Source organism: Streptomyces roseolus, from assembly GCF_014649855.1.
Classification (GTDB): domain Bacteria; phylum Actinomycetota; class Actinomycetes; order Streptomycetales; family Streptomycetaceae; genus Streptomyces; species Streptomyces roseolus.
In genome coordinates this window covers 86,624-105,375 of sequence record NZ_BMTV01000007.1, presented here as the reverse complement: position 1 = coordinate 105,375, position 18,752 = coordinate 86,624, and the positions used below count along the sequence as shown (strand labels likewise).

The following is an 18,752-nucleotide window of genomic DNA, read 5'->3' as shown; positions in this document are numbered from 1 at the left end:
TACAGAAGGCCGGTCCCCTGGTGGGGGCCGGCCTTCGTCGCGTACGGGAAGTCGCGTACGGGAGGGGGTCAGCGGGGCCGCTGGGTGGTGCGGTCCGGCGGGGCGGCGTCCTCGTCGCCGTCCGGGCCGCCGGCGTCGGGCGGCTGGACCGTCGCCGTGGTGGTCGGCTCCCCGGTGGGCTCGCGGGTCGGGTCCGGCGGGGTGGTGGTCGGCGTCCGGGTGGGCGTCGGCCGGGTCGTCGGCGGCGTGGTGGGCGGTGTGGTCGGCGCGGTGGGGGTGCGGGCCGGCGGGGTCGTGGCGGTCTCCGTCGGCTCCTCGGTGGGCTCCTCGGTCGCGGTCGGCGAGCTCGTCCCGGTCGGCAGGCCGCCGCCGCCGTCCCAGCCGCCGTCGGTCTCCAGGTCGAACTCGGCGTCGGAGCCCCCGTTCAGGGCGCGCTCGGTGTACGCGCCCCAGATCTTGGCCGGGAAGCCGCCGCCGTTGGCGCGGCCGGGCTCGATGGTGTCGGTGAGGGTGACCTGCTCGGCGATCTTGCCGGAGGTGTCCTCGCCGAAGAGGGCGACGGCGGTGACCAGTTCGGGGGTGTAGCCGACGAACCAGGCGGAGCGGTTGTTCTCGGAGGTGCCGGTCTTGCCGGCGGCCTCGTAGTCGCCGGCGGCGCGGAAGCCGGAGCCGTTCTCGACGACGCCCCGCATGGCCTTGGTGACGGTGTCGGCGGCCCGGCGGCTGATGACCTGCTCGCCGGTCTGCCGGACGGTCTCGACCCGGCGGTCGCTGTGCTGGGCGGCCTTGACGAGGACCGGGGTGACCTTCCGGCCGTGGTTGTCGAGGGTGGCGTAGGCGCCGGCCATGTCGAGGGTGGAGGCGCCCATGGTGCCGAGCGCCATGGCGGGGGTGGGCTCGAAGTCCTGGCCGTCCTTCATGCCGAGGTCGAGGGCGGTCTTCTTGGTCTTCTCAGCGCCGACGTCGACGATCATCTGGGCGTAGACCGAGTTGATGGACTTGTCGGTGGCCCGCTGGACGGAGACGGGACCGTACGACTGGTCGCCCTGGTTCTCGGGGGCGTAGGGGATCTTGCTGCCGACGACCGGACGCCGGGAGTCGCCGTCATAGACGGTGCCGAGGCCGATCTCGCGGCCGTCCTGGGTGGTCGCCTCGTTGTCGAGGGCGGAGGCGAGGACGATCGGCTTGAAGGTGGAGGCGGGCTGGAAGTCGCGCCGGGTGGCGTTGGACATCCAGTGCTCGGTGGCGCCGACGCCGCCGTACATCGCGACGACCGCGCCGGTCTTCGGGTCGACGGAGGTGGCGCCGGCCTGGACGGTGGCGGCCTTCTTGTCGCCCTTGCGGTCGAGCTTGGCCTCCAGCTCCTTGTCGACCGCGGCGACCAGGTCCTTCTGCTTGTCCTCGTCGATGGTGAGGGTGATGGTCCAGCCGCCGGCCTTGATGTCCTCCTCGCTGACGCCCTGGCGCATCAGCTCCTGGTTGGCGGCCTCGACGATGTAGCCGGTCTGGCCCTCCATGCCGGGGAGCGGCTTGGGCGCCCGCGGGACGGGGAACTCCAGTCCCGCGCGCTCGGCGGCGGGCAGCCAGCCCATCTCGACCATGTTGTCGAGGACGTAGTTCCAGCGCTCCTCGACGAGCTTCCGGCCGGTGGCGTTGGCGGAGGTCCAGTCGTACTGGTTGGGGGCCTGGAGCAGCGAGGCGAGGTAGGCGCCCTGGGCGGTGGTGAGCCGGGAGGCGTCGGTGCCGTAGTACGAGCGGGCCGCGGCCTGGATGCCGTAGGCGGAGCGCCCGTAGTAGCTGGTGTTCATGTACCCGGCGAGGATGTCGGACTTGGACATCTCCTCGTCGACCTTGACGGCGATGACCATTTCCTTGAGCTTGCGGGTCGCCGTCTGGTCCTGGCTCAGGTAGAAGTTCTTGACGTACTGCTGGGTGATCGTGGAGCCGCCCTGCTTGCCCTTGCCGGTGAGGGTGTTCCAGGCGGCGCGGGTGGTGCCCTTGATGTCGACGCCGTTGTCCTTGTAGAAGGTCTTGTTCTCGGCGGCGACGAAGGCCCGCTGGACGGGGAGCGGAATCTTCTCCAGGCCCACGATCTCGCGGTTGATCTCGCCGGTGCGGGCGAGGATCTTGCCGTTGGAGTACTTGTAGATGTTGCTCTGCATGGTGGCCTCGGCGTTGGCCGTGGGCACGGGGACCAGCAGGTAGACGGTGTAGAGGGCGCCGACACCGATGAGGCAGAGCAGGAGGAAGGTGCCCAGCAGCTTCTTCCAGGTGAAGAGGCGGTGTATGCCCCGTTTCTTCGCCTTCGCGTCCGGTCGGCCCATGTCGTGTGTCGCTCCGCTCGTCGTGTGTCCCGTCGCCCGGTCGTCCGGCGCGCCGGATCAGCTCAGCAAGCTAACACCGACACTGCGGACATAGGGCAACCGATCACGCCTTTTCAGGACGTGAGAATCAGCACCCACTCCCAGGGGAACCGACGCCCGGGCGGAGGTGATGGTTGCGTGAAGGAATGGCTCCGCTTCGGATCCACTTCGGCTCCGCTTCGCCCCCGTCTTCCCGCGCGTGTACCGCCGACACCCCTCGACTCATCTATACATCGCGCGTATACACACCGTGTAGAGTGGCGCCATGTCCATCGGTCACACCCTCCTCGGGCTCCTCGAATCGGGACCGCGCCACGGCTACGACCTCAAGCGCGCCTTCGACGAGCGGTTCGGCCACGACCGGCCGCTCCACTACGGCCAGGTCTACTCGACCATGTCCCGCCTCCTGAAGAACGGCCTCGTCGTCGTCGACGGCGTCGAGGCCGGCGGCGGCCCCGAGCGCAAGCGGTACGCGATCACCGACGCCGGCATCACCGACGTCGCCACCTGGCTCGCGACCCCCGAGAAGCCGGAGCCGTACCTCCAGTCCACGCTCTACACCAAGGTCGTCCTCGCCCTGATGACCGGCCGCGGGGCCGCCGAGCTGCTCGACACCCAGCGCGCCGAGCACCTGCGCCTGATGCGCGAGCTCACCCGCCGCAAGAAGGACGGCGACCTCGCCGACCAGCTCATCTGCGACCACGCCCTCTTCCACCTGGAGGCCGACCTGCGCTGGCTCGAACTCACCGCGGCCCGCCTCGACCGGCTCGCCGAGGAGGTCCGGCGATGACGCTCCTCCGCGCCGAGGGCCTGACCAAGGCGTACGGCCCCACCACCGCGCTCTCCGGGGCGGACTTCGCCCTGCGCGCCGGCGAGGTCGTCGCCGTCATGGGGCCGTCCGGCTCCGGCAAGTCCACCCTCCTGCACTGCCTCGCCGGGATCGTCCGCCCCGACGCGGGCACCCTCACCTACGACGGGCGCGACCTCACCGCCCTCTCCGACGGCGCCCGCAGCGCCCTGCGCCGCACCGACTTCGGCTTCGTGTTCCAGTTCGGCCAGCTCGTCCCCGAGCTCAGCTGCGTGGAGAACGTCGCCCTGCCGCTCCGGCTGAACGGCGAGAAGCGCAAGGCCGCCGAGGCGCGGGCCGCCGAATGGCTCGCCCGCCTGGAGGTCGACGACACCGCCGCCAAGCGCCCCGGCGAGATATCCGGCGGCCAGGGCCAGCGGGTCGCCGTCGCCCGCGCCCTCGTCACCGCCCCGCGCGTGATCTTCGCCGACGAACCGACCGGCGCCCTCGACTCCCTCAACGGCGAGCGGGTGATGCGGCTGCTCACCGACGCCTCCCGGGACACCGGCGCCGCCGTCGTCCTCGTCACCCACGAGGCCCGCGTCGCCGCCTGGTCCGACCGCGAGGTCGTCGTCCGCGACGGCGCGGCCCGGTCCACGGAGTGGGCCGCGTGAGCCCCCGCCTCTGGGCCCGCGACCTCGCCCTCGGCGCCCGCTTCGCCGTCACCGGCGGCCGCTCGGGCGTGCTCCGTACGCTGCTCACCGCCTCCGGCGTCGGCTTCGGCGTGGCACTGCTGCTGCTCGCCGCCTCCTTCCCGAACATGCTCTTCCAGCGGGAGGTGCGGGAGTCGGTCCGCGCCGTCGACGGCAGCGAGCAGGTCACCTCGCCCCGGCCCGACTCCTTCCTCCACCTCTCGCGGACCACGGTCTACCGCGACGACGTCGTGAGCGGACTGCTGCTGCGCCCCGAGGGCGACGCTCCCCCGGTCCCGCCCGGCGCCGACGCGTTCCCCAAGGCCGGCGAGATGCTGGTCTCCCCCGCGCTCGGCGAACTGCTCGACTCCCCCGAGGGCGCCCTCCTCAAGGAACGGCTGCCCTTCGAGGTCGCCGGGACGATCGGCGAGGCCGGCCTCATCGGCCCCGCCGAACTGCGCTACGTCGCCCACGCCGGCTTCCTCGACCCGGAGAACCTCGACGGTCGCGGCGTCCGCTTCGGCTGGTCGGTGCCCGAGGAACCGATGAACGCGTTCCTCATCCTCCTCGTCGTCGTGGCCTGCGTCGTCCTGCTCCTCCCGGTGCTCGTCTTCGTCGCGACCGCCGTCCGCTTCGGCGGCGAGCAGCGGGACCGGCGGCTCGCGGCGCTCCGGCTGATCGGCGCCGACACCGCCTCGACCCGGCGGATCGCGGCCGGCGAGTCCCTCGCGGGCGCGCTGCTCGGCCTCCTGGTGGGCCTCGGACTCTTCGCGGCGGCCCGGCAGTTCGCGGGCGCCTTCACCGTCTGGGACGTCAACGCCTACCCGGGCGACGTCATGCCGATGCCCGCGCTCGCCGCGCTCGTCCTCGCCGTCGTCCCGGTCGCCTCGGTCGTGGTCACCCTCTTCGCCATGCGGGGCGTGGTGGTCGAGCCGCTCGGCGTCGTCCGCACCTCCACCCCGCGCCGCCGCCGGCTGTGGTGGCGGCTGCTGCTCCTCGCGGTCGGCGCGGCCTTCCTCGTCCCGCTCATGGGCGACGTGCAGGTCACCCAGACCGGCCTCGACGCCGTGAGCGTCGTCACCGGCACCACGCTCGCCCTGATCGGCCTCACCACGCTCCTGCCGTGGCTCGTCGAGGCGGGCGTCAAACGGCTGGGCAAGGGCCCCCTGGCCTGGCAGCTCGCGGTCCGCAGGCTCCAGCTGAGCTCCGGCACGGCGGCCCGCGCGGTCAGCGGCGTCGTCGTCGCGGCCACCGGGGCGATCGCGCTCCAGATGCTCTTCCAGGCGATGGAGAGCGACTTCACCCAGCTCACCGGCCAGGACTCGTCCCGCGCCCAGATCGTCTTCGGCACCGACGCGGAGAACGCCGCCGAGGCCCGCGCGGTGATCGACCGCATCGAGCGGACCGAGGGCGTCGCCGGAGTGATCGGCACCGTCCAGTCGACCGTCTGGCGGCCCGGACCGCTGAAGGGGGGCGAGGAGTTCGCCCCGATGACCTCGCTCCGCGTCGGCGACTGCGCCTCCCTCCGGGAGTACGCCACGCTGCCGTCCTGCGCGGACGGAGACGTCTTCGTCTTCCTCGCGCACGGCGCGCAGGGCAACCCGGACGACTCCCACGTCACCCGGGCCGCCCGGCCCGGCGCCACGGTCGCCCTGCGCGACCCGCACCCCCACCCGGACGAGCCGAAGCGCCCCGCCGGCGCCCCGACGCTGTGGCGGATCCCCGCCGACGCCCGGGTCGTCGACTCCCGGCCGGCCCCGACGGGCATGTACGAGTACGGCGTGCTCGCCACCCCGTCGGCACTCGGCACGGCAGTCCTCGACGAGCCCGACGCCCAGGTCATGGTCCGGCTCGACCCGTCCGTGCCCGACGCCGCCGAGTTCGTGCGGAACGCGGCCGCGGACATCGACCCGACGTCCTACGTCACCGACCTGAAGGACACCGAGCGGGACGCGGCCTTCTCCAGCGTCCGCACCGGCATCCTCGTCGGCTCCACCCTGACGATGCTCCTCGTGGCGGCCTCGCTGCTGGTCTCGACCCTGGAGCAACTGCGGGACCGCAAGCGGCTGCTGTCCTCGCTCGTCGCCTTCGGCACCCGGCGCTCCACCCTGAGCTGGTCGGTGCTGTGGCAGACGGCGGTGCCCATCCTCCTCGGGCTCGCGCTCGCCGTGGCGGGCGGCCTCGCCCTCGGGGTCGTCCTGCTGCGCCTCGGCGGCCAGCAGGTGCGGGACTGGTGGGCGTTCCTGCCCGTCGTCGGGATCGGCCTCGGGCTGATCGCGGCCGTGACGCTGCTGAGCCTGCCACCGCTGTGGCGGCTGATGCGCGCGGACGGCCTGCGCACGGAGTGACCCCTCGGGCGGACGTACGGGGGAAAGGGCGCGGGTTCCCGATACCGGGGGGTTTCGGGAGCCCGCGCCCCTCCTCGTCTCGGGAATCCGTCGCCGCCGCGCCCCGGGAAACCCGTCGCCCCCCGCCTCTCAGGAGTCCGCGCCCAGCACCCGTACCGGCAGCGCCGCCAGCTCCTCGCGCAGCGCCCCCGCCAGCTCCTCGAACTCGGAGTGCCGGGCCGCGCCGGCCCGCATCGCGAGGGCGATCCGGCGGGTGGGCGCCGGGGCGGTGAAGGAGCCGGTGCTCAGGGCGGTGTTGCGGGCGGTCTCGACGGTGACGGCGGTGCGCGGCAGCAGCGTCACGCCGAGCCCCCCGGCGACCAGCTGGACCAGGGTCGACAGGCCGGCGGCGGTGGTGGTGACCTCGGCGCCGTCCTCCCGCCCGGCCTCGCGGCAGATGTCGAGGGCCTGGTCGCGCAGGCAGTGCCCCTCGTCGAGGAGGAGCAGCCGCAGCCCCCTGAGGGCCTCGCGCGGGATGTCGTCCCGGCCGGCCAGCGGGTGCGCCTCGGGCGCGACCAGGACGAAGTCCTCGTCGAACAGCGGGAGTTCGACGACCCCGGGCACCCCGAGCGGCACGGCGAGGAGCAGCAGGTCGAGCCGGCCCGCGGCGAGCCCCTCCAGGAGGGACGCGGTCTGCTCCTCGTGGACCTGGAGGTCGAGCTCCGGGTAGCGGGTGTGGACGAGCCGCAGCACGGTCGGCAGCAGATAGGGCGCGACCGTCGGGATCACGCCGAGCCGCAGCACCCCGGTGAACGGCGCCTGCGCGGCCTCCGCCTCCTCCATCAGCTCCCCGACGGCGTCGAGCACCGCGTCGGTCCGGGCCGCGAGCCGTTCCCCGGCGGGCGAGAGCAGCACTCTCCGTGTCGTACGCTCCAAGAGCTGGACACCGAGTGCCTCTTCGAGAGCCGAAACCGCGCCCGAAAGTGCCGGCTGGCTCATCCCGATCGCCGCCGCCGCGTCCCGGAAGTGCAGGTGCTCCGCGACCGCCGCGAAGGCTCTGAGCTGGGACAGGCTGGGTTGCTTCACGCGCCGGACGGGAACCACTGATAACCACCTTCGATCAACACGACCCACTCTAGCTATTTCACTGATCAATGCACTCCGTGCCAGTATGTGAGACGTCCAACCCCTCACGGAAGCCCTCAAAAGGGATCCTTCCGACTGTGCAAGGAGAGCGCGTGCTCACTGTCGGTGACCAGTTCCCCACCTACGACCTGACCGCCTGTGTGTCGCTGGAGAGCGGCAAGGAGTTCGAGCAGATCGACCACAAGTCCTACGAGGGCAAGTGGCGCGTGGTGTTCTTCTGGCCGAAGGACTTCACCTTCGTCTGCCCGACCGAGATCGCCGCGTTCGGCAAGCTGAACGACGAGTTCGCCGACCGCGACGCCCAGATCCTCGGCGTCTCCGGCGACTCCGAGTTCGTCCACCACGCCTGGCGCAAGGACCACGCCGACCTGCGTGACCTGCCCTTCCCGATGCTCGCCGACTCGAAGCACGAGCTCATGAGCGACTGCGGCGTCCGCGGCGAGGACGGCTTCGCCCAGCGCGCGGTCTTCATCGTGGACCCGAACAACGAGATCCAGTTCACCATGGTGACCGCCGGTTCCGTGGGCCGTAACCCCAAGGAGGTCCTGCGGGTCCTCGACGCCCTGCAGACCGACGAGCTCTGCCCCTGCAACTGGAACAAGGGCGAGGACACCCTCGACGCCGGCAAGCTCCTGGCCGGTGAGTGAGCATGGCCCTCGATGAGCTGAAGGCCGCCGTACCGGACTTCGCCAAGGACCTGAAGCTGAACCTCGGCTCGGTCATCGGCAACAGCGAGCTCCCGCAGCAGCAGCTGTGGGGCACCGTCCTCGCCTGCGCGATCGCCTCGCGCTCGCCGAAGGTGCTGAAGGAGCTGGAGCCCGAGGCCCAGGCGAACCTGAAGCCCGAGGCGTACCAGGCCGCCAAGTCCGCCGCCGCCATCATGGCGATGAACAACGTCTTCTACCGGACCCGGCACCTGCTGTCGGACCCCGAGTACGGGACGATGCGGGCCGGTCTGCGGATGAACGTCATCGGCAACCCGGGCGTCGAGAAGGTCGACTTCGAGCTCTGGTCGCTCGCCGTCTCCGCGATCAACGGCTGCGGCCAGTGCCTGGACTCGCACGAGCAGGTCCTGCGCAAGGCCGGCGTCGACCGCGAGACGATCCAGGAGGCGTTCAAGATCGCCGCGGTGATCCAGGCGGTCGCCGTCACCCTGGACGCGGAGGCCGTCCTCGCCGAGTAGGACGCCCCGCAGGTACGGGAGAGGGCCCCGGAGCACGCGTGCTCCGGGGCCCTTCCTCCTGTCACTTCCTGAGCGCCGCGAGCAGCGCGAGGGCGTCCTGGGTCAGCGGGACGTCGAGCCCGGAGAGGTCGGGTGCCCCGCGCTCGACCATTTCGCCGTTCTCGTCCTCGATGTAGGTGCGGTAGAGGGAGAACTCCAGGACGGCCTGCCCGTCGAGCACCCGCAGCGTTCCACCGTCCTCGCTGCCGCTGAAGAACGCCTGCTCGCCGACGCCCCCGACCGGCTCGGTCAGGTCGACCTGCTTCGCCCGCGCCGCGAACTCGGGCCCCGGATCGGTCTGCTTGTGCAGGGTGTAGGTGATCTGGACGCCCTGCTGGCGCTCCCCCTTGCCGAAGTCGACCGAGCAGGAGCTCTCGCTCAGCGTCGGCTCGTCCAGGTACGGGCCCGTCCCGGAGCCGCTCCGGTCGCCGAGGACCGCTTCCAGGCTCTTCAGTTCGGCCCGCGCGCACAGGTCCTCGACCGACGCGTACCCCCGCAGGTCCACGCCTTCCGGCTGCCGCCCGGCGTACGCGTACAGTCCGCCGCCCCACAGCACCGAGGCGGCGAGGGCGCCGCCGAGTGCCCACGCCCAGGGCGCACGGCCCCGCGGCGGGCGCGGCGCCCGCTCCTCGGTCAGCACCTCGGCCGTCTCGAAGGGGGCGCCGCCCTCCAGTTCGGGTTCGGATATCACGCCCGGCCCTTCCGGTCCGCCGACCCCGGGGCCGGCGTCGGCGCCACCTCGAAGGCGGTGGCGCCGCGCGGCTCGGGGGAGGTGAGCAGCGCCGGCTCCTGGCTCCACGCCTTCAGGTAGCCGACGACGGTGTTGGAGACCGCGACGAGCGGGACGGCGACGACGGCGCCGCCGATGCCGGCGGTCAGCCCGCCCGCGGCGACCGCGAGGACCACGGCCAGCGGGTGGACGCGGACGGCCCGGCCGAGGATGAACGGCTGGAGGACGTGGCCCTCGATCTGCTGCACGGCGAGGACCACCACGAGCACCATCAGCGCCGTGAACACGCCGTTGGTGACGAGCGCGACCAGCACCGCGAGGGCGCCGGAGATGACGGCGCCGACGAGCGGGATGAAGGCGAAGAGGAAGATGAAGACGGCGAGCGGGACCGCCATCGGCACCTCGAGGAAGTACAGCCCGAGGCCGATGAAGACCGCGTCGATGAGGGCGACCAGGACGGTGCCGCGCACATAGGCGGTGAGGGTCCGCCAGGCGCGCGGCCCGGCGCCCGCGACCCCGGGCCGCGCCTGCGCGGGGACGAGCTTCAGCGTCCACTCCCAGACCTTCTTCCCGTCGTAGAGCAGGAAGAGGGTGGAGAACATGGCGAGCAGGATGCCGGTCATGGTCTCGACGATCACGGTCACGCCCTGGAGGCCGGCGGAGGTGATCTGCTCGGCGTTGGCGCCGATGGTGTCGCTGAGGTTCTTCGCGATGTCGTTGATCTGGCGCTCGGTCACGTGGAAGGGGCTGTCGAGGAGCCAGCGCTTGAGCTCCTCGATGCCGTCCCTGACCCGGTCGGTGAGGTTGTCGATGTTGTCCATCACCTGCCACACCACGAACCAGCCGACCAGCCCCATCACGACGAAGCCGGAGATGGCGGTGATGGCGGTGGCGAGCCCGCGCGGCACGCCCATGGTGCGCAGCCGGGCCACGGTGGGCTGGAGCAGGGCGGTGACCAGGAGGGCGGCGACGAAGGCGAGGACGACGAGCTGGACGGAGCTGATGACCCGCATCAGGACCCAGACGGTCCCGGCGAGCACGAGCAGCCGCCAGCCGGCCTCGCCGGCGACCCGCAGTCCCCAGGGGATGGCGGAGACCGGGTCGGGGCGGGCGGGGACGGCGGGGGCGTACGCCGGCGGCGCGGGCACGGTGCGTCCCTCGGTCACGGCGACGGCGGGATCCCCGGCGGCCGGCGGTTCGGCCGCGGCGTCACCGGAGGGTTTCCCTCCGGCCGGCGCGCGTCCCGGAGCCGGCGACCGCCCGTCGTCCGGCCCGGCGTGTCCGGCCGGGCCGTGGTGCTCCGGGTCCCCGGCCGCCTCGGCGCGCCGGGCGTCCAGCGCCGCTCCCAGCCGGCTGACGCCCTCGCCCAGCCGGTTCAGCCATCCTGGCAGTCTCGCCATCTCGTTCCTCTTCCCCCCGTTCGGTCCCTGGCAACCTACACGCAGGAAGCCCCGCACCGTAGGACGGTGCGGGGCTTCCCGGGGTTGACCGGGTGCCGGCCTAGTACCAGCGGTTGGCCTGCCAGAACGACCAGGCGCCGCAGGGGCTGCCGTAGCGGTCGTTCATGTAGTTGAGGCCCCACTTGATCTGGGTGGCGGGGTTGGTCTGCCAGTCGGCGCCGGCCGAAGCCATCTTGGAACCCGGCAGCGCCTGGACGAGGCCGTAGGCACCGGAGGAAGGGTTCTGCGCCCGGTAGTTCCACGTGGACTCGTGGTTCACGATGTTGCTGAAGCACTGGAACTGCGAAGCCGGGACCATCTGGCGGGCGATCGCCTTGACCTCGGAGACGGAGTACGAGCCCTGGGCGGCGAAGCTGGACGCGTCGCGGACGGCGTCGCGGCTGGCGCGCTCGGCGGCCTCGGCCTTCTCGCGGGCCTCCCGCTCCTCGCGCTCCTTCTTCTCCCGCTCGGCCTTCTCGTCGGCGGCCTTCTTCTTCGCCTCCGCGTCCTGGGCGGCCTTGAGGCGGGCGGCCTCCTCGGCGTCCTTGCGCGCGGTGGCGTCCGCGGCGGCGGCCTGGACGTCGGCCTGCTCCGCGAGGGAGGCGACCTGGACCTGGGCCTGCGCGCCCACGGGGATGTCCGCGAGCAGCGTGCTGTCGGCCGCGGTGGTCTCGAAGTTGTCGTCAGAGGTGGCCTGGGCTGCGTTGCCCGTGGCGACGCCGACGACGGCGCCGACGGTGGTGACCGCAGTGGCAGACGCCACCGCGAATCCCCGGACCGAGATCCGGCTCACACGGTTTCCTTCCAGCATCGCCCACAGCGGTGACCTCGCGGGCGAAATCGTGCCCCTGGCACTGGTCTTCGTCGTACCGGTCACGGAAGACACGGGCCCGTGGTGCTGTGGGCGGCATACGACGACGACTGTGGAGTTGTGCGGTGGTGCGGTGTGCGCTCGAAGGGATCGAGGGTGCACGGGTGCCGTATGCGGGGCCTGACGGAAGCAAGACTTTGCCGGACGCGGACGCCGCAAGGCAATTCTGTGTTGCGTGTGAAAGCTCACACCTCATTGGACGCAGGTGTTTTGACGGATGTTGCGGACAGCGGGGCGCCGCCCGGCTAAGCTCCTGCGCTTCGCCGGGCGGCGCCAACTCCCTTACGGGAGGCAAACGGTATGAATCGGACTACAGGTGGCCGTCCTCCAGCATCTCGGTCACCAGGGCCGCGATCGGGGAGCGCTCGGAGCGGGTCAGGGTGACGTGCGCGAAGAGCGGATGCCCCTTCAGCTTCTCGACCACGGCGACGACTCCGTCGTACCGCCCCACCCTGAGGTTGTCCCGCTGGGCGACGTCATGGGTGAGCACCACCCGCGAATTCGCGCCGATACGGGACAGAACGGTCAACAGGACGTTCCGCTCCAGGGACTGGGCCTCGTCGACGATGACGAAGGCGTCGTGGAGCGAGCGGCCCCGGATGTGGGTGAGCGGCAGGACCTCCAGCATCCCCCGGGACAGCACCTCCTCGATCACCTCCCGTCCCGCGACCGAGGAGAGCGTGTCGAAGACCGCCTGCGCCCACGGGCTCATCTTCTCGGACTCGCTGCCCGGCAGATAGCCGAGGTCCTGGCCGCCGACCGCGTACAGCGGACGGAAGACCATCACCTTCTGGTGCTGCCGGCGCTCCAGGACCGCCTCCAGGCCCGCGCAGAGCGCGAGCGCCGACTTGCCGGTGCCGGCCCGGCCGCCCATCGAGATGATCCCGACGTCCGGGTCGAGCAGCAGGTCGAGGGCGATGCGCTGCTCGGCGCTGCGGCCGCGGATGCCGAAGGCCTCCCGGTCGCCGCGGACGAGGCGTACGTTCCCGTCCGCGCCGACCCGGCCGAGGGCCTTGCCGCGCTCCGACTGGAGCACCAGGCCGGTGTGCACGGGCAGCTCGGCCGCCTCGGGCACGTACAGCCGCTCCGCGTCGTAGAGGAGGTCGATCTGCTCGGCGGAGAGGGCCAGCTCGGACATCCCCGTCCAGCCGTTGGCGTCCGTGATGGCGAGCTCCGCGCGGTACTCCTCGGCGAGCAGGCCCACCGAGGACGCCTTGATGCGCAGCGGCAGGTCCTTGGAGACGACGGTGACGTCGTACCCCTCCGCCTGGAGGTTGCGCGCGACCGCGAGGATGCGGGAGTCGTTGTCGCCCAGCCGGTAGCCGGCCGGCAGGACGGAGGGGTCGGAGTGGTTGAGCTCGACCCGCAGCGTGCCGCCGAGGTCCCCGATCGGGAGCGGCGCGTCCAGGCGGCCGTACCGGACCCGGAAGTCGTCCAGCAGGCGCAGCGCCTGCCGGGCGAAGTAGCCGAGCTCGGGGTGGTGCCTCTTCGCCTCCAGCTCGGTCACCACCACGATGGGGAGCACGACCTCGTGCTCCTCGAAGCGGGACATCGCCTTGGGGTCGGCGAGCAGGACGCTGGTGTCGAGTACATAGGTGCGCCGGTCGGAAAGGCGGCGCTTCGTGCTGGTCACCACGGAAGGACAGACCCCCTCTGAGGACCCGAATGAGGCCGGGGTGCGACGGGACAACCGGTGTCGCGGCGGAATGGGACCGGGATCGGACCGCCCAGCGCGGACCGGACTCCGGCCCTCCGCGTCTCCCGTGCGTGTCCCGCACGGTCGTCCTGGTGCAAGGGGCCTCCCGGGTGGCGGTCTCCGTGCCGCTCACTTCACCAGGCTTATTCCCTCGAACACTCCTGGCCATGCCACGGCATGTGACGGCGTGTTCGTGAACGTCCGGTGACTCCCCCGGGTCGGGGGCGGAGGGGGGCCTCAGGCGCCGTAGCGCCGGTGGCGGGCCGCGTAGTCGCGCAGCGCGCGCAGGAAGTCGACCTTGCGGAAGGCCGGCCAGTGGACCTCGCAGAAGTAGTACTCGGAGTGCGCGCTCTGCCACAGCATGAAGCCGGAGAGGCGCTGCTCGCCGCTGGTCCGGATCACCAGGTCCGGGTCGGGCTGGCCGCGGGTGTACAGGTGCTCCGAGATGAGGTCGATGGAGACGGTCTCGGCCAGCTCCTCGAAGCTGGTGCCGCGCTCGGCGTGGTCCAGGAGGAGGGAGCGGACCGCGTCCGCGATCTCCTGCCGGCCGCCGTAGCCGACGGCGACGTTGACGAGTATCCCGGCGTTGCCGCGGGTGGCCTCCTCGGCCTCCTTGAGGACCGTCTGGGTCCGGGCGGGCAGCAGGTCCATGGTGCCCACGTGGTGCACCCGCCAGCGGCCGTCCGAGGCCAGTGCCTTCACCGCGCCCTCGATGATCCCGAGCAGCGGCACCAGCTGCTCCTCGGGACGGCTCAGGTTGTCCGTGGAGAGCATCCAGAGCGTGACGACCTCGACGTCGGTCTCGGCGCACCAGCCGAGCAGATCCCGGATCTTGTCCGCGCCGGCCTTGTGTCCCTGCTCGGGGGTGCCGCCGGAGGCCTTGGCCCAGCGCCGGTTGCCGTCGAGGATGACCCCGATGTGCTTGGGCACCTGATCGTGGTCGAGACGGCCTTCCACCCGGCGTGCGTAGAGCCCGTACACCAGGTCGCGCAGGTTCACTGTTCTTTACCCCTCCATGGGCGGGCGGTTCGCAAGCCGCCACACTACTGCCGTCGGGTGAAGGCTCCCAGCCCGGGCGTGTCACAACTCCCCACGGGACTGTCACAGGACCGTGATAAGCAGGGACACGTGACTGATTCCCCCCTCTACCGCGCCGCCCCGGAGCGCTACGACTCCATGGAGTACCGCCGCTCGGGCCGCAGCGGACTCAAGCTCCCCGCCGTCTCCCTCGGGCTCTGGCACAACTTCGGCGACGACCGCACGCTCGACTCGCAGCGCGCGATCCTGCGCCGCGCCTTCGACCTCGGCGTCACCCACTTCGACCTGGCGAACAACTACGGCCCGCCGCCCGGCTCCGCCGAGCTGAACTTCGGCAAGATCTTCGCCCAGGACTTCGCGTCCTACCGCGACGAGCTGATCGTCTCGACGAAGGCCGGCTACCTGATGCACCCCGGCCCGTACGGCGAGTGGGGCTCCCGCAAGTACCTGCTGTCGTCGCTCGACGCCTCCCTGGACCGGATGGGCCTCGACTACGTCGACATCTTCTACTCGCACCGCTTCGACCCGGAGACCCCGCTGGAGGAGACCATGGGGGCGCTGGCCTCCGCGGTCCAGCAGGGCAAGGCGCTGTACGTCGGCGTCTCCTCGTACAACGCCGAGCAGACCGCCGAGGCCGCGCGGCTCCTGAAGGAGATGGGCGTCCCGGCCCTGATCCACCAGCCCTCGTACTCGATGATCAACCGCTGGATCGAGGACGACCGCCTGCTCGACACCCTGGAGGCGGCCGGCATGGGCTGCATCTCCTTCGTGCCGCTCGCCCAGGGCCTGCTCACCAACAAGTACCTGAAGGGCATCCCGGAGGGCTCCCGCGCCACCCAGGGCAAGTCCCTCGACCCGAACCTGCTCTCCGACGAGGTGCTGCGCCGGCTGACCGGCCTGGCGGCCATCGCCGAGCGGCGCGGGCAGTCGCTGGCCCAGCTGGCGCTGAAGTGGGTGCTGCGGGACCCGCGGATGACCTCGGCCCTGATCGGCGCGTCGAGCGTGGGGCAGCTGGAGGAGAACGTGGCGGCGCTGGCCTCCGCGCCGCTGACGGACGCGGAGCTGAAGGAGATCGACTCCTTCGCCGTCGACACCGAGGGCACCAACATCTGGGCCGGCCGGAGCTGACCCGGTCTCCCGGGTGAGCGGAAGCCGGGTCCGGCCCGGTCCCCCGGGTCGGCGTAAGCCGGGTCCGGCCCGGTCTCCCGGGTGAGCGGGAAAAGAAAACGGGCCGGTCCGTGGGGGGGATACGGACCGGCCCGAGGGGGGGGTTCCACCATAACCCTTCCCTGGTCGGGCTGCGCGCCACGTGCGCCGAACGAACGGCGCGGATTTCCCCGGATCCCAGACGCCGCAAGGGTTCCGGGTCCGTGTGGCGGTTTTGTGCCCCGGCGTGGCGGCGGACTTCCGTCCCTCCGACGGGGGAACGCCCCCCGCCGCTCCCCCGTTGACGCCACCCGGGGTCAGGGCACGGCGGTGAAGGCGCCGAGGGCGAGCCCCAGGAGGGCGCCGGCGAGCATGAAGGGCCCGAAGGGGATCGCGGAGGAGCGGCCCGCGCGGCCGAGGAGGACCCGCCCGAAGCCGTAGCCGGCGCCCAGCAGGAAGCCCAGGAACGCGCCGGTGAAGAGGACGCCCCAGCCGTACCAGCCGAGCGCGGCGCCCAGCGGCAGCGCCAGCTTCACGTCGCCGAAGCCGAGGCCCTGCGGGCTGATCAGGTGCAGGGCGAGATAGCCGCCGCCGAGCGCGAGGGCCCCGAGCAGGGCCGACGGCCAGGACCCGGCGTCGTACGGGAGGAGCTCGGCGGCCCCGAGGAGCAGCGGCACGGCGAGCGCGAGCGGCAGGGTCAGCCCGTCCGGCAGCCGCTGCACCCGTACGTCGACGCAGGCGAGCAGCACCCCGAAGGGCGCCGCGAGCAGCCACACCGCGAGCTCGGGCCGGGGCCCTCCGGCGGCCGCGGCGAGCAGCGCGCAGACCGCGGCGGTCAGCAGCGGCGCGGCGAGCGGCGCCGGCGTCGTCGCGCACGCGGCCCGGCCGGGGCCGCCGAGCCAGCCGCCCGCCGGGCCGGTGAGGGCGTGCCCGGCCGGGCACCGCTCCCGCCACGGCTCCTCGGGCGCCACGGACAGCCGGTACGCGGCCCGCGGCACGAGCAGCCCGACGGCGGCGCCCCACAGGGCGGCGAGGACGACGAGGACGATCGGCGAGGCGTACACGGCCCGACCTTAGGTCTAAGGTCGGGCGCATGGGGCGGAGTTGGCGGGACGGGACGGGAACGCTCGCGGTGCCGCGGAGCCCGGCGGCCGACGCCGGGTCCGGGGCCGGGCCTGGGGGCGGGCTTGAGGCCGGGCGTGAGGTCGGGCCTGGGGCCGGGCGTGAGGTCGGTCCTGAGGGCGGGGGCGGGGCCGGGCCTGAGGGCGGGCTAGAGGTCGGGCTTGAGATCGCGGCCTCCTACCGGGCGCGGCGGCGCGGGCTGCTCGGCCGGGACGGGATCGCGGGGGCGATGCTGCTGACCCCGGCGAACAGCGTCCACACCCTCGGCATGCGCTTCCCGATCGACGTGGCCTATCTGGACCGGCGCCTGCGGGTGCTCGCCGTCGTCACCATGCGCCCAGGCCGGCTCGGTCTTCCCCGGCCGCGCGCCCGGCACGTCCTGGAGGCCGAGGCCGGCGCGATGGCGCGGTGGGGCGTCCGGGCGGGGACGCGGCTGACGCTCACGGCGGACCCGGCCCCAGGAGCGTGAAGGCCCCGTACCCGGCGGAGGCCAGCGCCAGCACGGCGAGGACGGCGGCGGCGGGGCCGGTGCGGAGCCGGGCGAGCGCGGCGGCGGGCGGCAGCAGCAGCCCGAAGGCGGGCATCATCAGGCGGGGCCGGGAGCCGAAGTACGCGGCGCCGACGAGGGGGACCACGACCACCCCGACCGTGTGGACGAGCAGCGGCAGCGGCTGCCGCTGCCGGACGCACAGCACCACCAGCCAGGCCAGGAGCGCGAGGGCCGCGCACAGGCCGAGCGCGGCGGGCCACGGCAGGGAGGCGATGAAGCGGGCCAGGGCGACGCCGCCGTCGATGGAGTTCCCCCACGCCGCCTGGACGTCGAAGTAGGCGGTGGCGCTCGACTCGCGGACGCCGACGTACGCCACGTACCCGAGCCAGCCGAGCGGCGCGAGCAGCACCCCGGCGAGCGTCCGGAGGGGCAGCCGCCGGTCCCGTACGAGGGTCACGGCGGCCGTGACGGCGAGGGCGGCGATCAGCGCGGCGGCGGTGGGCCGGGGCAGCCCGGCGAGCGCGCACAGGAACCCGGCGAGAATCCAACGCCCGCGCAGCACCGCGTACAGCGACCAGGCGGCGAGCGCGGTGAACAGCGTCTCCGTGTACGCCATCGACTGCACGAACGCCGTCGGGTACACCCCCCACAGCACGGCGAGGACGACGCCGGCGCGCGCCGAGACGACGTGCTCGCCACAGCGGAAGATCCCCCAGGCGGCGGCGAGCGAGGCGGTCCAGGAGACGAGGAGTCCGGCGCCGGCGGCGTCGAGCGGGAGGACGGCGGAGAGGCCCCGTTCGAGGGCGGGGAGGAGCGGGAAGAACGCCAGGACGGAGTGGACGTCGCCGTTCGGGAGCGTGGTCTCGTACCCGTATCCGTGCTCGGCGATCCGCACGTACCAGACGGAGTCCCAGCGCCCGCTCAGCCGGTGGAAGCCGTCCTTGCCGGCCGCCGCGGCGGCGACGGCGAGGACGGCGAGCCCGACCACCCGCGTGACGGCGTAGCCGCCGAGGGCGAGCAGGAAGGGGAGGGACGGGACGCGGGCGGGGACATGTGCTCGATTATCGCGGGCCGGTCGCCGGCTCCGGCGCTTCGGACGACGTCTCCGGCCGGCAGGGCGGCCGCCCGCCCGGGGCTCATCCCCGGGGTCTCATCCGCCCGAACCGGGCGGCCATGACGGGTCCGAGCTGCAGGACGATGCCGTGGCCCGGCTCGTGCGGGGACGGCAGGTCGCCGAGGAAGGAGGTCACGATCACCTCGTCGACGCCGGTGTCACCGCGCCCGCACCGCTCCTCCAGGAAGTCGAGGGTGCGGCGCCAGTCGGCCGCTTCCCCCTCGACGCCCGCCTCCGCTCCGGCGCCCGCTCCGGTGCGGGTGAGGAAGGAGCGGACGGTCCCCTGGACGACGTCCCAGAAGAAGACGTGCGGCAGGACGTCGCCCTGCCGGAAGACGTGGCTGTCGTAGGCGTCCTGGAAGGAGGGCACGTGGACGACGAGGTCGTGGACGAGCCGCACCCCGGACGTGCGTGCGGCGCTCCGAGGAATGGCGGTCCGAGGAGTGACGGTCTGAGGAGTGACGGTCTGAAAAGTGGCGGAGTGCGGCATCGGCGGCCCTGCCCCGGAGACGTTGTGGTGTTTCGGTCCAGAATGCTCCTCCCCGGCCTCTCCGTCCCGACATCTTTAC

At 72.6% G+C, this 18,752-nt stretch carries 17 protein-coding genes; 7 read left to right on the top strand and 10 right to left on the bottom strand.

Features of this window, described 5'->3' with window-relative positions; all coding sequences use genetic code 11:
• Positions 1-68 precede the first annotated feature (68 nt).
• Positions 69-2,324 (bottom strand): transglycosylase domain-containing protein, encoded by a 2,256-nt coding sequence (locus IE245_RS10385; protein WP_189946500.1) that lies wholly within the window; start codon positions 2,322-2,324, stop codon positions 69-71.
• A 304-nt stretch (positions 2,325-2,628) separates the two neighbouring features.
• Between IE245_RS10385 and IE245_RS10380 the strand changes: the two genes are divergently transcribed.
• Genes IE245_RS10380 through IE245_RS10370 form a run of 3 tightly spaced genes read left to right on the top strand, consistent with a single transcriptional unit; the run spans position 2,629 to position 6,190 of the window.
• A complete protein-coding gene (locus IE245_RS10380; RefSeq protein WP_189946499.1) occupies positions 2,629-3,153 on the top strand; it encodes a PadR family transcriptional regulator in 525 nt (174 codons plus the stop codon).
• Positions 3,150-3,824 (top strand): ABC transporter ATP-binding protein, encoded by a 675-nt coding sequence (locus tag IE245_RS10375; protein ID WP_189946498.1) that lies wholly within the window; start codon positions 3,150-3,152, stop codon positions 3,822-3,824. The genes IE245_RS10380 and IE245_RS10375 overlap by 4 nt, the downstream gene beginning before the upstream one ends.
• Complete coding sequence (locus IE245_RS10370; protein ID WP_189946497.1) at positions 3,821-6,190, top strand: FtsX-like permease family protein; 2,370 nt, start codon at positions 3,821-3,823, stop codon at positions 6,188-6,190. The genes IE245_RS10375 and IE245_RS10370 overlap by 4 nt, the downstream gene beginning before the upstream one ends.
• A gap of 129 nt (positions 6,191-6,319) precedes the next feature.
• Here IE245_RS10370 and IE245_RS10365 read toward each other — a convergent pair whose 3' ends face one another.
• Positions 6,320-7,255, bottom strand: coding sequence for a hydrogen peroxide-inducible genes activator (locus IE245_RS10365; protein ID WP_229851198.1), 936 nt, complete (start codon positions 7,253-7,255; stop codon positions 6,320-6,322).
• Between the two features lie 152 nt (positions 7,256-7,407).
• On the opposite strand from IE245_RS10365, the gene IE245_RS10360 reads away from it, so the two are divergent.
• Both IE245_RS10360 and IE245_RS10355 read left to right on the top strand, forming a co-directional pair.
• Positions 7,408-7,962 (top strand): peroxiredoxin, encoded by a 555-nt coding sequence (locus tag IE245_RS10360; RefSeq protein ID WP_189946495.1) that lies wholly within the window; start codon positions 7,408-7,410, stop codon positions 7,960-7,962.
• A 2-nt stretch (positions 7,963-7,964) separates the two neighbouring features.
• On the top strand, positions 7,965-8,498 hold the full coding sequence (locus tag IE245_RS10355; protein ID WP_030498144.1) for an alkyl hydroperoxide reductase: 534 nt from the start codon (positions 7,965-7,967) through the stop codon (positions 8,496-8,498).
• A 61-nt stretch (positions 8,499-8,559) separates the two neighbouring features.
• Here IE245_RS10355 and IE245_RS10350 read toward each other — a convergent pair whose 3' ends face one another.
• From IE245_RS10350 to IE245_RS10330, 5 genes are all read right to left on the bottom strand, one after another.
• Positions 8,560-9,228: a hypothetical protein gene (locus IE245_RS10350; protein ID WP_189946494.1), complete on the bottom strand. Its 669-nt coding sequence runs from the start codon at positions 9,226-9,228 to the stop codon at positions 8,560-8,562.
• Positions 9,225-10,667 carry an AI-2E family transporter gene (locus IE245_RS10345; RefSeq protein WP_189946493.1) on the bottom strand — a complete coding sequence of 481 codons (1,443 nt, stop codon included), beginning with the start codon at positions 10,665-10,667 and terminating at the stop codon, positions 9,225-9,227. The genes IE245_RS10350 and IE245_RS10345 overlap by 4 nt, the downstream gene beginning before the upstream one ends.
• A gap of 100 nt (positions 10,668-10,767) precedes the next feature.
• Positions 10,768-11,499, bottom strand: coding sequence for an aggregation-promoting factor C-terminal-like domain-containing protein (locus tag IE245_RS10340; RefSeq protein WP_229851197.1), 732 nt, complete (start codon positions 11,497-11,499; stop codon positions 10,768-10,770).
• A 388-nt stretch (positions 11,500-11,887) separates the two neighbouring features.
• Positions 11,888-13,213: an RNA 5'-3' helicase PhoH2 gene (phoH2, locus tag IE245_RS10335; protein WP_189946491.1), complete on the bottom strand. Its 1,326-nt coding sequence runs from the start codon at positions 13,211-13,213 to the stop codon at positions 11,888-11,890.
• Positions 13,214-13,510: 297 nt separating this feature from the next.
• The gene (locus IE245_RS10330) at positions 13,511-14,272 is read right to left on the bottom strand and encodes an isoprenyl transferase (protein ID WP_189946490.1); all 762 of its coding nucleotides are present in this window, start codon (positions 14,270-14,272) and stop codon (positions 13,511-13,513) included.
• Between the two features lie 129 nt (positions 14,273-14,401).
• Here IE245_RS10330 and mgrA point away from each other — a divergent pair, with 129 nt between their 5' ends.
• Complete coding sequence (gene mgrA, locus IE245_RS10325) at positions 14,402-15,439, top strand: L-glyceraldehyde 3-phosphate reductase (protein ID WP_189946489.1); 1,038 nt, start codon at positions 14,402-14,404, stop codon at positions 15,437-15,439.
• 335 nt (positions 15,440-15,774) lie between these two features.
• Here mgrA and IE245_RS10320 read toward each other — a convergent pair whose 3' ends face one another.
• Complete coding sequence (locus tag IE245_RS10320; protein ID WP_189946488.1) at positions 15,775-16,521, bottom strand: prepilin peptidase; 747 nt, start codon at positions 16,519-16,521, stop codon at positions 15,775-15,777.
• 29 nt (positions 16,522-16,550) lie between these two features.
• On the opposite strand from IE245_RS10320, the gene IE245_RS10315 reads away from it, so the two are divergent.
• A complete protein-coding gene (locus tag IE245_RS10315; RefSeq protein WP_189946487.1) occupies positions 16,551-17,048 on the top strand; it encodes a DUF192 domain-containing protein in 498 nt (165 codons plus the stop codon).
• On the opposite strand, the gene IE245_RS10310 is transcribed toward IE245_RS10315, so the two are convergent.
• Both IE245_RS10310 and IE245_RS10305 read right to left on the bottom strand, forming a co-directional pair.
• Positions 17,020-18,090 (bottom strand): mannosyltransferase family protein, encoded by a 1,071-nt coding sequence (locus tag IE245_RS10310; RefSeq protein ID WP_189946665.1) that lies wholly within the window; start codon positions 18,088-18,090, stop codon positions 17,020-17,022. The two genes, IE245_RS10315 and IE245_RS10310, sit on opposite strands and share 29 nt — an antisense overlap.
• Before the next feature lie 115 nt (positions 18,091-18,205).
• Positions 18,206-18,583 carry a hypothetical protein gene (locus IE245_RS10305; protein WP_229851196.1) on the bottom strand — a complete coding sequence of 126 codons (378 nt, stop codon included), beginning with the start codon at positions 18,581-18,583 and terminating at the stop codon, positions 18,206-18,208.
• Between the last annotated feature and the right edge of the window lie 169 nt (positions 18,584-18,752).